Here is a 13,530-nt window from a genome sequence, read left to right as displayed (position 1 = left end):
GCAACCGGCAGAAACGGCTTGCACGCCGGATCGCCGGGCTCCATGCGCGCCGCGCCATCAACGAAAGGTCTCTTATGGTTGCCTGGTTCCAGGCGCTGATGCCGAAGCAAGGTCGTTTCTTCGATCAGTTCGAGGCGCATGCCGCCACGCTGGTCGCGGGCGCCGATGCCTTGCAGAAGCTGTTCAGCGGCGACGGCGCGATTGCCCGGCACATCGCCGAGATCGTCGACCGCGAGCATGAGGCGGACGATATCACCCGCGACGTGCTGCAGGACGTTCGCCGCGTGTTCGTGACGCCGTTCGACCGCTCCGCGATCACCGACCTGATCGGGGTCATGGACGATTCGATCGACCAGATGAACCAGACCGCGACCACCATCGCTTTGTACGAGGTGACCGAATTCGCACCCGACATGCGCGAGATGGTGAAGCTGGTGGTCGAGGCGGCACGGGTGACGGCAGAGGCGATCCCGCTGCTCCGCAAGCTCGACGTCAACGCCGCCCGGCTGCACGATCTCACCGCGCGGCTGGTGCAGCTCGAAGGGCAGGCGGACGATTTCCATGCACGGGGGCTCAAAGCGCTGTTCAAGGCGTGCGGAAACGACAATCCCATGCGTTTCATCGTCGAGCGGGAAATCTACAGCCACCTCGAACGCACCGCCGACCGCTTCGAGGACATCGCGAACGAGATCCAGGGTCTCGTGATCGATCACGCCTAGGCCATGATCATTTCCTTCCCGCTGCTGGTCGCACTGATCGGCGTGGCGCTGCTGTTCGACTTTCTGAACGGCCTGCACGATGCCGCGAACTCGATCGCGACCGTCGTGTCGACCCGCGTCCTGAAACCGCATCACGCCGTCCTCTGGGCGGCCTTCTTCAACTTCATCGCCTTTGCCGTATTCGGCCTCCATGTCGCGCAGACGGTGGGCAAGGGCATCGTCGATGCGCAGATCATCGATCCGCAGGTGATCTTCGGCGCCTTGATGGGCGCGATCGCGTGGAACGTCATCACGTGGCGTTACGGTATCCCGTCCAGCTCGAGCCACGCGCTGATCGGCGGACTGCTCGGCGCCGGCATCTCCAAGGCGGGGCTGGACAGCGTCGTCTGGAGCGGCGTCGGCAAGACCGTCGCCGCGATCTTCCTGTCGCCCACCGTCGGCCTGATCCTGGCGCTGATGCTGGTGCTGCTGGTCGCCTGGTCGTCGCTGAAGCTGACCCCGATGGGCGTAGACAAGCGATTCCGCAAACTCCAGCTCGTCTCCGCGGCGCTCTATAGCCTCGGCCACGGCGGCAACGATGCGCAGAAGACGATGGGGATCATCGCCGTGCTGCTATATTCGCAGGGCATGCTCGGCGGCGAATTCCACGTACCCTTCTGGGTGGTGCTGTCGTGCCAGGCGGCAATGGCGCTGGGGACCATGTCCGGCGGCTGGAAGATCGTTCACACGATGGGATCGAAGATTACTCGCCTCACCCCAGCACAGGGCTTCTGTGCCGAAACCGGCGGGGCGATCACGCTGTTCATGGCGACGATGGGCGGCATTCCCGTATCCTCCACGCACACCATTACTGGCGCGATCGTCGGCGTCGGTTCCGCCCGCCGGCTCAGCGCGGTGCGCTGGAACGTCGCCAGCCGGATCGTCGTCGCCTGGGTGGTCACCCTGCCCGCCGCCGGTCTGATCGGCGCCGCTTGCTACGAGCTCGCGGTCCTGCTGGGACGGTAATCGCATCGGACGAGGGAGCCTGGGCGCCGCTCCCTCGTTCCACCGGATAACCAACGGGAACACGCCCATGCCTATCGAACTGACATTGCTGGGCGCATCGACGCTATTGCTGTTCGCCCATGTGATGATCCAGGGTCAGACCGTGACGCGCGAGCGCGGCCTCGACTGGAACGCCGGCGCCCGCGACGGCCAGCCACCGCAACTCGGCCCCTTGGCCGGCCGGGCCGCGCGCGCACTCGGCAATTTTCAGGAAACCTATCCCGCCTTCATCGCTCTGGCGCTCGGCCTCGCCGTTACCGGTCAGACCGGCGGATTGGGAGAGGCCGGCGCGATATTGTGGTTCGCGGCCCGGATCGCCTACATTCCGCTGTATCTGATGGGCGTGAAATACATCCGCAGCCTAGCCTGGACCCTGTCGATGCTCGGACTGCTGCTGATGCTCATCCGCTTCTTCTAGAAGCGTGGAGCGGGTGAAGGGAATCGAACCCTCGTCGTAAGCTTGGGAAGCTTCTGCTCTACCATTGAGCTACACCCGCACGGGCGCGATCGATGCGCCGGAGCGGATCGACTAATCGCAGCCGCGCAGCGATGCAAGCGCTGTTGCGTATCAGGCGGGCATCAACATGTGAAGCGTGTCCGCCCCAACCCACGCGGCGGTACGGACACTGCCGTCGAAGCTCGCAAGATCGACGAGGGTCCGATCGGCGACGACGATGCGCAGCCGGGTGCCGTGACGCGACACTGCGCCGATATTGTCGCGACCACCCAGTGCCGCCAGAAGCGATGCCGGCACGGTCGCCATGGCAGGCGTCGCTGCCGATGCCGGTGGCGATACGGCGGACGTGCCAGACATCGGCACGGCATCCATCGCGGTGCGCATGTCCATCGCGAGGCCATCCGCTATGCCGCCGACGATCACCTGCACAGCCGTTGGCGAAGGACGAAGCACGCCGCGGGCGCCCAGTTGCCGCAGCCTTGCCTCGTCGATCGCGGTCGCATCCACCACCGACAGCCGAAGCCGCGTAGCACAGGCGTCGATGGCACGCAGGTTCGCAGCGCCGCCCAGAGCCGCGACGAAAGCCGCCGCCTTGTCGTCCGCCGCCACCACGGGTCCCGCCGGCACCGTGTCGAGCGCCTCGCGCCCCGGCGTCGGCAAATCGAAGCGGACGATGGTCCAGCGGAACAGGCCGTAATAGATGCCGGCATAGACCGCGCCAATCGGGATCAGCAGCAGCGGCTTGGTCGCCTTGCCGTAGTTCAGCACGTAATCAAACAGACCCGCGGAGAATCCGTAGCCGAGCTTCACCCCCAGCGCGTTCATCAGCGCTTCGGACAGGCCGGTGAGCACCGCGTGGATCGCGTAGAGCACGGGTGCCAGGAACATGAAGCTGAATTCGATCGGCTCGGTCACCCCGGTCAGGAACGACGTGAGCGCCAGGCTGAACAGCATGCCGCCCACGGCCTTGCGGCGGTCGGGCGCGGCCGCATGGTACATGGCGAGACAGGCGGCCGGCAGGCCGAACATCATCACCGGGAAGAAGCCGCTCATAAAGCCGCCGGCCGTCGGATCGCCGGCGAAAAAGCGGGTGAGGTCGCCTGTCTTGCCCTGGTAGTCTCCGACGACGAAGTAGGCGACGTTGTTCAGGATGTGATGGAGGCCGGTTACGAGCAAAAGGCGATTGAGCACGCCGAACGCGAACAGGCCGAACCCGCCCGCCGCGACGACACCGTTGCTAAGCGCGTCCATACCGGCGTTGATCGGCGCATAGCTGAGCCCGAGGGCAAGCGCGATCACCAGTCCGGCGATGCCCGCGATGATCGGCACGAACCGCCGCCCGCCGAAAAAGGCGAGATAATCCGGCAGCTTGAACGTCGCGAAGCGATTGTAGAACAATCCGCCCACCAACCCCGAGACGATGCCGACCGGCACCTCCAGACGATCGATCGCCGCAGCCTTCCACGCGGTCGAGACGCCGGCGGCGAGCGCGTCCGGCACGTTCGCCAGGGTCGCGGCCGGCACATTCAGGAACACCTGTGCGCCGTTGGTGGATACGAGGTAGCAGACCACGCCCGCCATCGCTGCGGCGCCATTGCCGTCCCGGGCGAAGCCGGTCGCGACGCCGACTGCGAACAGCAGGCCGAGGTTGGCGAACATCGCATCGCCGGCAGCGCTGAGAAAGGCGATGTCAAGCAGGTCGGGCTGGCCGAGCCGCAGCAGCAGTCCGGCGATCGGCAGCACCGCGATGGGCAGCATCAGCGCGCGGCCCAGCGGCTGGAGGAAGGCCATGGCCGAAAAGCGGGGGGCGTTCATCGGCCGGACTCCTCGGCGAAACGGCGGGCAAGGTCGCGCACCCGGGCAGCGTCCCGGGCGGCGAGCGCGCGGTCCGCCAGGTCTCGCGCGGCGGCGAGAGTCAGTCCGGCGACGAGCGCCTTGGTGGCGGGGATGCGGGCGGGCGGCACCGACAGGGTGCGGACGCCGAGCCCGATCAGGATCGGCGCCGCCAGCGGATCGGCGGCAAGCCCGCCGCACACGCTGACCGGGACATCGCGGGTAGCGGCGCCCTCGCAAGTCATCCGGATCAGCCGCAACACGGCCGGGTGCAGTCCGTCGATACCCGCGGCAAGGGCGGGATTGCCGCGATCCATCGCCAGCACATATTGCGTGAGGTCGTTGCTGCCGATCGACAGGAAATCCGCATGACGCGCGATCAGGTCGGCAGTCGCCGCCGCCGCCGGCGTTTCGATCATCGCCCCCAGTGGCACGGGACCGATGCCCAATTCGCCACGTAACCGGTCGAGCGCGGTGCGGACCGCGATCATCTCGTCGACGTTGGCGACCATCGGCACCATGATCCGGCAGCGATCGACATCCGGCACCGCCAGGATGCCGCGCAATTGCGCGTCGAGGATTTCGGGGCGGGCGAGCGCAACGCGGATACCGCGCAGGCCAAGTGCCGGATTTTCCTCCGCCGGAATGGCGAGATATGTCGCCGGCTTGTCACCGCCGACATCGAGCAGGCGGATCACCACCGGTCGCCCCGGCAACGCCGCGACGACATCGCGGTATTCGGCGGCTTGTTCCTCATGATCGGGCGGCGTGGTCCGGTCGAGGAAGAGGAATTCGGTGCGGAGCAGGCCGCAGCCTTCGGCACCCATCGCCGCCGCATTGCGGGCGTCGGTAACCGAGCCCAAATTGGCAAAGACGTGGACAGGCACACCGTCGGCGGTCGCCGCGGGACGATCGCCCGCCACCAGCGCGGCCGCCTCTGCCGCGGCGCGCGCGGCCATGATCGACCGGACGGCGGCGACGCGTTCGGGCGCAGGATCGGCGACCAAAGTGCCGGCATCGGCATCCAGCAACACCGTCACGCCATCGGTGACGGCGTCGATCGCATCGCCGAACGCCACGGCCATCGGCACGCCCATACCCGCCGCCAGGATCGCGACGTGCGATGTCGGTCCGCCGCCCGCCACCGCAAATCCGCCGACCTTCAGGTCCGCCAGCGCCGCCAGCTGCGACGGGAACAGGTCGTGCGCCAGTACGATCGCCCCCGCCGGCACACTGAGGGCCGCAGGTTCGGTACGGAGGATCGCATGGACCACGCGCAGGGCGACATCGCGAATGTCGTCGGCACGTTCGGCGATGCGCGCATTGCCGGATGCGCGCAGTTGCGCCTCCTGCGCCTCCGCTGCCGTCATCATCGCTGCCGCGGCGCTCATGCCGTTGGCGATCGCCGCGTCCGCGCGGGCGCGCAGATCGGGGTCGTCCAGGATGGCGCGATGGGCGTTGAGCACGCCCCGCATCTGTCCGGGCTCGGTCGCCGCCATATCCAACGCCGCGGCGACGGCGGTCAGGCCCTCGCTCAGCCGGGCCCGTTCCACCGCGACCCCCTCGCCGTTCGCCGGCAGGTCGGGCGTCGCGACGTGCAACCAATAGGCCGGTCCGATCGCCAGCCCCGGTGCCGCGGCCACGCCGCCGATCGCGCCGGGCTCCGCGACGATGGCCGGCTGGCGGACCGAAGGTGCGGGTACGGGTGCGGATGCTGGCCCGGCGTCGACCTCGGCGCTCAGCAGCGTGGCGATGGTATCAATCACCCCCGCCGCCTCGCCGCCCCGCGCCTCGATCGTCACCGGTGCGCCCGACGCCAACCCCAGCGAGAGCAGGGCGACCGGGCTGGTCGCGGCGGCCGATCGTTCGCCGCTGCGGATCGTCACGTTTGCTCCGCTCGCCCGGACCGCGGCGACGATGCGGGCCGCAGGCCGCGCATGGAGGCCGTGAGGCAGCAGGACGACGGTATCGCGGCTGACCATGTCGCCGACGATGCGGCCGGTCCCGCCGGCATCATCGGCAGCAACGATGCGGAACAGGGGATCGCCGACCGCCACCAGTCCTTCGGCCGCCACGTCGAGCAGCGCGACGCCCTCCCCTTCGATCACGATCACCGGCGTGACGGCGGAGGGGGCGGCCTGAACCACGCCATCCAGATCGAACCGGATCAGCGGGTCGCCGGCAGCCACCCGGGCGCCCGGTGTGACGAGCGGCTCGAAACCCTTGCCCTGTAAAGCGACGGTGTCGACGCCGATATGCATCAGCAGGGACATGCCGTGTCCGGCGTCCAGCGTCACGGCATGCCCGGCCGCATGGACGGTCAGCACTATTCCATCGCACGGTGCGTGCAGCGTGTCGCCGATCGGATCGATGCCGATGCCCGGCCCCATCATGCCTTCCGCGAACACGGGATCCGGCACGGCAGCGAGCGGCAGGACCCATCCTGCGAGTGGCGCCACCAGCTGCACGTCCGTCATTCGCATTCCTAATCCGGTCATCGTCGGTGCAGTGTATCGCGGCTTCGCGTACTGACAATACCTATTGCATACCATTGTGTGTCGTTGATGTGACGATCCTTTGGCACACCACCTGTCGGATGACGCGACGGCGCGCTAGCGCGCGTCCAGCGGCCGTATCTCCACGGGACCGACGATGCCCGATGGCTGCCCCGGCTCCGGTCGAACGATCAGCAAGACCGTCCGCTCGCCGGCTCCGGGCGGCAGCGCGACGTCGATCGGGCCGGTTGCCGGTCCGCCCGTGTCGGCGAGCTTGCGGCCATCGACCCACAGTTCGGCGCGCCCCGCCACGCCGGCGAACACGATGCGTCCGCCATGGGCGGCGACCGCCCGCACCGGCGCAACCCGCGCACGATACAATTGCCAGCCCCCGGCCGCCTCTGCCGGCGTCGCGGTGCCGCTGCGCACGAAGGCCCAGCTGTTGTTGTCGCCATCCGCCGGCGCCAGTGCGGGATCGGGACGGGCGGGCAGCAAGGGCGACCGGCGCCAGCCATCGATGGTGCGCAGCGCCACGGCCGGCGCAACCTGCGGCCCGGCGGCTCGCGCGATCCGGTCGATCCGCAGACTGGCGGGCGTCAGCCCCGGCGCACTGGCCCGCAACACGATCGTGCCGCGCGGCGCGGCATCTGCCTGCACGATCACCTGCGCCAGACCATTGAAGAGCGATCGGGCATCGCCCTTTTCCGGTTCGTGGCTGTTGGGATCGCCGTTGCCGACGCCGATGATGGCCGCGCCGACGACCGCGAAGCGCACCGGCAGGTTCGCGTTCGGCACGTGCCGCCCGCGTGCGTCGATCGCATCGACGGTGACCGGCTGCACGTCCTCGCCATCGCCCGTCATCACCCGGCGCGCCGGCGTCAACCGCAACGCCGCGGGCGCTCCGGCGGTCTCGTGCCCCGCGCGTGCGACCTCGCGTCCGCCGCGATAGGCGATCGCCTCCAATATGCCGGGTGCGTAGGACACGCGGAAACTGTTGCCCATCAACCGGTCGACCGCCGCATCCCCGACGATCCGGCCGTTCAACGAAAGGACGATCCGGTCGGCGTTGCTGGTCACCAATACCGGGATCGATTGCCCCTCCCGGCCCGGCCACGTCCAGTGCGGCGCGATCCCGACGACCGGCGCGTCATCGACCCACCCGGCGCGATGGATGTCATAGGCGGTCTTGCGGAAACCACAGAGGTCGAGGATGCCGAAGAAGCTGGCGATCGTCGGCCATGCATGCGGCGTAGGTTCGCCATGATAGTCGAACCCGGTCCACACGAAGCCATCGGCGACGAACGGCCGCGTGGCGATCTTGGCCCAGCCGCTGCGATGCGTCTCGCCCCATCCCGCCGCCTCGTCGTCCATCGACGACAGGACATGGGCGGCGGCGTCGGTCGCATAGGCGCCGCGCGTCATGAAGGCGCTGGTATCTTCCGAACTCGTGATCGGCTTGTCCGGATTGAGCGCGTGGAACTTGTCGTAATCGCCCGGATAATAGTTGAAGCCGACGACATCGACGACGGTCGAGACGTTGGCGGGGTTGAAGAACGACCCGTTCATCGCCGCCGTCACCGGCCGGCTGTCGTCCAGCCGCTTCACCGCCGCCGCCATCCGCCGCACCATCTGCACGCCCGCGGCGGTGCCCTGCATCGGTTCCTCGTTGAAGACCGACCACAGGATGACGCTGGCATGGTTGCGATCGCGCCGTACCAGCCATTCCAGCTGTGCCATGTAATCGGGCGCGGGATTGAAATTGCGGTTCTCGTCCATGACGAGGAAGCCCATGCGGTCGCACAGGTCCAGGAACGCGGTGGCGGGCGCATTGTGCGAACAGCGGATCGCGTTGCAGCCGAGTTCCTTCAGCCGCTCCAGCCGCCATGCCAGCAGCGCGTCCGGCACCGCCGTACCGACACCGGCATGATCGAGGTGCAGGCACACGCCCTTCAGCTTGACCGGCCGATCGTTGACGAACAGCCCCTGCGCGGGATCGAAACGGATCGTGCGGAACCCAACTGGTACGTGCCGGGCATCGACCACCGCGCCGCCGCGTTCCAGCGTCACCACGACGGTGTAGAGGGTCGGCGCTTCCACCGACCACAGCATCGGCGACGGCACGGGGATCGACAGGGCGAGGTCCGCCTGTTCGAGCGGCGCGATGGTCACCGGGGCGGAACGAACGCTGGCGATACTGCGCCCGGCGGGATCGATCAGGCTGGCGAGCGCGACCACATCGGCGGGTGCCGCGGCGATCGAGCGGGCGGTGACCGTCACCGGCACGTGCCATGCGTCACCGGTCCGGCGCGGGTCGCAATGCACGCCGTCGGTGACGATCGCCACGGGCGCGCGCTTGGCCAGCCACGCGTGGCGGTACAGGCCCGCGCCTTCATACCACCAGCCCTCCATCGCCTCCGCATCGACGCGGATCGCGACGACATTGGTGCGATCGCCGAAGCGCGCGAACGGCGTGATGTCGATGTAGATGCTGTTGTAGCCCGACCAATTGTGCGCCACGATGCTGCCGTTGACCCAGATCGTCGCGTTGGTGGCGATGCCGTCGAACTGCAATTCGAGATATTTGCCCTCGTCCGCCGCATCGAGGCGGAAGGTGCGGCGGTACCAGCCGATGCCGCGCGGGCGATAGCCCTGCGACGGGTTGGCGGTTTCGACGAACGGCTGGAAACTCGCCCAGTCGTGCGGCAGCGTCACCGGCGACCAGTCGCTGTCGTCATGGTCGATGGCCGCCGCACCCCTGGCGTTGCCGGCCTTGGCACGGATGTATGTTTCCTCGTGCGTCGTCGCCGGCGGTACGACGACATCGCCCTCGTGGAACAGCCAGCCCTGGTCGAACCCGATCCGCGACGGGTCGACGATCGGCAACGGCCGGGGCAAGGCATCGCCCGGCACCGGCATCGACAAGGCGCCATATCGCGACGAGTGTGCCGCTGCCGCCCCGCCGGGCAGGGTCATCGCAAGGCCTGCACCGGCGGCCCCCATCAGTTGCCGCCGGTCTATCGTCACGCCCGTATTCCCCCGATGGTCGTCGCCACCGGCGCCATGGCGCTGGTCAGTTGCACCCAATCCGCCCGCAGTCCGACGGCGAGCGTACCGCGCTCCGCCTCCAGCCCCAGGAACGCCGCCGGATTGCCCGCCGCCAGCCGCGCCGCGACCGCCGGATCCAGCCCCAGCATGCCCATCGCATTGGCCACCGCCGCCGCCATGTCGAGGTCGGACCCGGCCAGCGTGCCATCCTCGTACGAACAGATGCCGTCGCGAACGCGGATCTGCCGGCCCTGCAACACGAAATCCTTGGTCTCGGCGCCGACCGACGACATCGCATCGGTCACCAGCATCATCCGATCGATGCCCCGCGCGCGCAGGGCGATGCGCAGGACCGCCGGCGCGACATGGACACCGTCGACGATCAAGCCGCACCAGGGTCGCGGATCGTCCAGCGCCGCGCCAACCAGCCCGGGCGTGCGCTGTACCATCGGCGGCATCGCGTTGAACAGATGGGTGATCCCGCACAGCCCCGCATCGAACGCGGCCAGGGCGGTGTCATAGGGGGCCTCGCTATGCCCCGCGCTCACCCGCACGCCCGCCCGCGACAGGCGCGCGATGTCGTCGATATGCGCCAGTTCGGGTGCCAGCGTCACCATCACGCGCCCCCGGCGCGGACGCGACAGCAGGTCGACCATCTCGGCGTCGAGCAGCCGGAAGCGGGCCGCATCGTGGATGCCCTTGCGCGCGACGTTCAGGAACGGCCCCTCGATATGCACGCCGACCACGCCCGGCACGTCGGCGTCGATCGCGGCATCCACCGCATCCAGCGCCGCCGCGATGCGGTCCGGCGAATCGCTGATCAGCGTCGGCAGCAGCGCCGTCGTGCCATAGCGCGCATGCGCGGCGGTAATCGCGGCGATCCCGTCGACGCTGGTCGCATCGTTGAACAGCACGCCGCCGCCGCCGTTGACCTGCGTATCGATGAAGCCGGGCATCACCCAGCCGCCGCCCAGGTCGATGCCGTCCGCCGCATCGACCTCCAGCGGCCGGATGCTGGCGATACGGCTGCCGGTGACGACGATCTCGGCGCCCGACCAGATCTCGCCGGCAACGACGATATGGCCGTTGGTGAAGCGATGCGCGTCGCTCATAGCGTGCGCGTCACCTTGGCCAGATGCGGCGGCGTATCGGGATCGAGCCCGCGTCGCCGCGACAAGGCTTCGGCCAGGCCGTAGAAGCTCGCCAGCATCAGGATCGGCTGCACCGCCGGATGCGCGTCCAGCGCCGGCAGGATCGCGCGTGCGTCGCCGGCATGCGCCGCCAGCACCGTCGCACCCCGCCCCGCGAAGGTCTCGACCACCGCCATGACGTCGTCGCCGGCGGCGTCGCTGGTCGCCAGGGCGAGCACCGGAAAACCCTGTCCGACGATCGCCATCGGCCCGTGGCGCACTTCGGCGGCGCTGAACGGTTCGGCCTGGATCTGGCAGGTTTCCTTCAGCTTCAGCGCGCATTCCTGCGCAACGCCAAAGCCATAGCCGCGGCCGATCACGAACATCTGCGTCGCCGCGGCCAGCGGTTCGACCGCGGCGCTCCAGTCGAGCGCGACGGCGCGCTCCAGTTGCTCCGGCAGGGCGTCGACCGCCGCCTGCAACGCCGCATCGCCCGCCCAGGCCGCGACCATCGCCGCCAGACCGGCCATCGCCGCGATGCACGATTTGGTCGCCGCGACGGATCGTTCCGGTCCGGCGCTGAGCGCCAGCAGCGTGTCGGCCATGGCGGCGAGCGGCGACGTCTCGTCGTTGACCAGCGCCACGACCTCTGCGCCGCCCCTCGCATGCGCCTCGACCGTCGCGATGAGGTCGGGACTGCGCCCCGATTGCGAGATCGCGATGCACAGCGACCGGCGCGTCGCGACCGGCGCATCGAACAGCGACACCACCGACGGCGCGGCAGAGGCGACGGGCACGCCCACCATCGTCTCGATCAGATACTTGCCGTACATCGCAGCATGATCGGACGATCCGCGCGCGCAGGTCACCACCACGTCGGGCGCCGACGACCGCAGCCGTTCGCCAAGCGCGCGCAACGCCCCGCCATTGCGGGCCAGCAGGCGCGCGACGGTCGCCCCCGCCTCCAGCGTTTCCGCCCGCATCAGCGTGTCGGTCATGGTATCGCTCGTCACAGATCGCGCCCCCCAGGCGGTGTCAGGTGTCCGCAAGCTCGGCCACGAAATCGTAGCTGTCGCCGCGGTAATAGGATCGGGTGAATTCGACGGCGCGGCCGTCGCGCAGGAAACCACGCCGTTCGATCAGCAGTCCCGGCGAACCGGGATCGACGCCCAGCATCCGGGCGTGGTCGCCGCCGAACGGCACCGCACGCAGCCGCTGCAACGCGCGCGTCGGTCGATGCCCCGCCTCGGTCAACGCGGTATACAGCGAGGTATCGACGGCATCGACCGACGGCAGGCAGAAACCGGCGATGGTCGACAATTCCAACGCCATCGGCACCTCGTCGGCGAACCGCAGGCGCTGGAACCGGTAAACGGGCGCGCTCGGCGACAATGCCAGCGCCATCGATTCCTCCGGGCTGACCGTCCCCTCCGCGCGCGAGATCCAGGCGCTGCTCGGCACGCGTCCGCGTGCGATCATGTCCTCGGTGAAGGACGACAATTTGCTGAAGTTCTTCTCGACGCGGCCGGCGACGAACGTCCCCGCGCCGCGTCGCCGCGTCAGCAGACCCTCTTCGACCAGTCCCTCGATCGCCTTGCGGACGGTGATCCGCGACACGCCGTAATCGACCGCCAGATCGCGCTCGGCCGGGATCGCATCGCCACGCGTGATCACCTCGCTGCCGATGGCGTCGCGGATAAGCTGTTGCAGCTGCAGGTAGAGCGGCGAGGGATTGTCGGTACGGAACCGCCCCACTCTGCTCACGAAACTCATCGTCGACTCCCTCTTCCACGCGCCGTTGCACCGGATCGGTGCCACGGCTCGCGGAGTAGCGCCAGCGGCGCCTTGATCTACAATTGTCCTAGATTGGACTTGTGGTCAATTACCTGTCGCAGTTGCCGGACGACATCCTCGCTCGTCCGGCGCGGCATCGGGCCAAAGCCGAAGCGGTCGTCCACATCGGCATCCGCCGCCACGCTGGCGGACCCATGCAAGGCCCCGACGCCCGTCGCCTCGATCAATGCCGCGGCATTGCCGGGGTTAACTCCTGCACCGGCGATGATCTCGCACCGCCCATCGGCGCGCTCGGCCATCCGCGCGATCACGCTCGCGCCCGCCATCGCGCTCGCCGCACCGCCGGACGTCAGGATGTGTCCAAAGCCGAGCGCCACGGCCTGCTCCACCGCGGCAACCGGATCATCGACGACATCGATCGCCCGGTGCAGCGTCAGCGCCGGCCGTTCCGTGCCCAGAGTCTCGATCCAGCGCGCCAGATACTCCGTCGCCAGCCGACCGTCCCCGGTCGCGCCGAACACCAGCCCCTGCGCACCGCCCTCGACGAGCGCCCGTGCTTCCGCCGCGGCGAGCGCCAGATCATCGGCATCATAGTCGAATCCGCCCGGTCGCGGCCGGACCATCGCATGGACCGGGACACCCGCCGGCCGCGCCACCGCGAGCACCGATGCGAGCAGGCCGGCAGACGGCGTCAGGCCGCCGAGCGCTAGCGCCGCACACAGTTCGATTCGATCACACCCTCCGGCGATGGCAGCCCTCGCCCCCGCCGCCGACTCGACGCAGATTTCGAGCGTCACGGACCGGCCGTCACTTTCCCATTTCGGCATCAATACTGCTCGCTCGCCCCCTGCACTGTCGGTTTCGATCGTCGAAACCACACTTCCCGACACTTGCTTACGGCCGGAAACCGGGGCGGTTCCATGAAAATCCAATTATGACAAATTTTTTATAGGTCATTGGGTATGGATTGGTTATAAGAAAAACTATCGGAACCGATACGAGGCCAGAAAGAG

The 13,530-nt window shown here is 68.5% G+C and carries 9 protein-coding genes, 1 tRNA gene and 1 pseudogene; 3 read left to right on the top strand and 8 right to left on the bottom strand.

From position 1 onward, the window contains the following. Positions 1-59: 59 nt before the first annotated feature. From GTH33_RS11945 to GTH33_RS11935, 3 genes and pseudogenes are all read left to right on the top strand, one after another. Positions 60-719 (top strand): annotated as a pseudogene (locus GTH33_RS11945) (DUF47 domain-containing protein); the annotation flags it as partial. A gap of 3 nt (positions 720-722) precedes the next feature. Further along, positions 723-1,724 carry an inorganic phosphate transporter gene (locus GTH33_RS11940; protein WP_163958590.1) on the top strand — a complete coding sequence of 334 codons (1,002 nt, stop codon included), beginning with the start codon at positions 723-725 and terminating at the stop codon, positions 1,722-1,724. A 67-nt stretch (positions 1,725-1,791) separates the two neighbouring features. Further along, the gene (locus GTH33_RS11935; RefSeq protein WP_163958589.1) at positions 1,792-2,181 is read left to right on the top strand and encodes an MAPEG family protein; all 390 of its coding nucleotides are present in this window, start codon (positions 1,792-1,794) and stop codon (positions 2,179-2,181) included. Between the two features lie 5 nt (positions 2,182-2,186). Here GTH33_RS11935 and GTH33_RS11930 read toward each other — a convergent pair. The 8 genes from GTH33_RS11930 to GTH33_RS11895 all read right to left on the bottom strand — a co-directional run bounded on the left by GTH33_RS11930 (position 2,187) and on the right by GTH33_RS11895 (position 13,314). Next, a tRNA-Gly gene (locus GTH33_RS11930) sits at positions 2,187-2,260 on the bottom strand. 71 nt (positions 2,261-2,331) lie between these two features. After that, entirely contained in the window at positions 2,332-4,035 is a 1,704-nt protein-coding gene (gene nagE, locus GTH33_RS11925; protein WP_243848314.1) for an N-acetylglucosamine-specific PTS transporter subunit IIBC, read from the bottom strand. Further along, on the bottom strand, positions 4,032-6,530 hold the full coding sequence (gene ptsP / locus GTH33_RS11920; RefSeq protein ID WP_163958588.1) for a phosphoenolpyruvate--protein phosphotransferase: 2,499 nt from the start codon (positions 6,528-6,530) through the stop codon (positions 4,032-4,034). Before ptsP ends, nagE begins: the two co-directional genes overlap by 4 nt. A 135-nt stretch (positions 6,531-6,665) precedes the next feature. Then, on the bottom strand, positions 6,666-9,572 hold the full coding sequence (gene galA / locus GTH33_RS11915) for a beta-galactosidase GalA (RefSeq protein WP_163958587.1): 2,907 nt from the start codon (positions 9,570-9,572) through the stop codon (positions 6,666-6,668). Further along, the gene (gene nagA / locus GTH33_RS11910; RefSeq protein WP_163958586.1) at positions 9,569-10,705 is read right to left on the bottom strand and encodes an N-acetylglucosamine-6-phosphate deacetylase; all 1,137 of its coding nucleotides are present in this window, start codon (positions 10,703-10,705) and stop codon (positions 9,569-9,571) included. The genes galA and nagA overlap by 4 nt, the downstream gene beginning before the upstream one ends. Next, positions 10,702-11,721 carry an SIS domain-containing protein gene (locus tag GTH33_RS11905; protein WP_163958585.1) on the bottom strand — a complete coding sequence of 340 codons (1,020 nt, stop codon included), beginning with the start codon at positions 11,719-11,721 and terminating at the stop codon, positions 10,702-10,704. Before GTH33_RS11905 ends, nagA begins: the two co-directional genes overlap by 4 nt. 37 nt (positions 11,722-11,758) lie before the next feature. Further along, positions 11,759-12,496: a GntR family transcriptional regulator gene (locus GTH33_RS11900; RefSeq protein ID WP_163958584.1), complete on the bottom strand. Its 738-nt coding sequence runs from the start codon at positions 12,494-12,496 to the stop codon at positions 11,759-11,761. Positions 12,497-12,573: 77 nt separating this feature from the next. Then, complete coding sequence (locus GTH33_RS11895) at positions 12,574-13,314, bottom strand: copper homeostasis protein CutC (RefSeq protein WP_249054873.1); 741 nt, start codon at positions 13,312-13,314, stop codon at positions 12,574-12,576. Positions 13,315-13,530 lie beyond the last annotated feature (216 nt).

It is taken from the genome of Sphingomonas insulae, assembly GCF_010450875.1.
GTDB lineage: Bacteria > Pseudomonadota > Alphaproteobacteria > Sphingomonadales > Sphingomonadaceae > Sphingomonas > Sphingomonas insulae.
The sequence above is the reverse complement of the archived record's forward strand: the minus strand, read 5'-3'. Positions and strand labels throughout refer to the sequence as shown.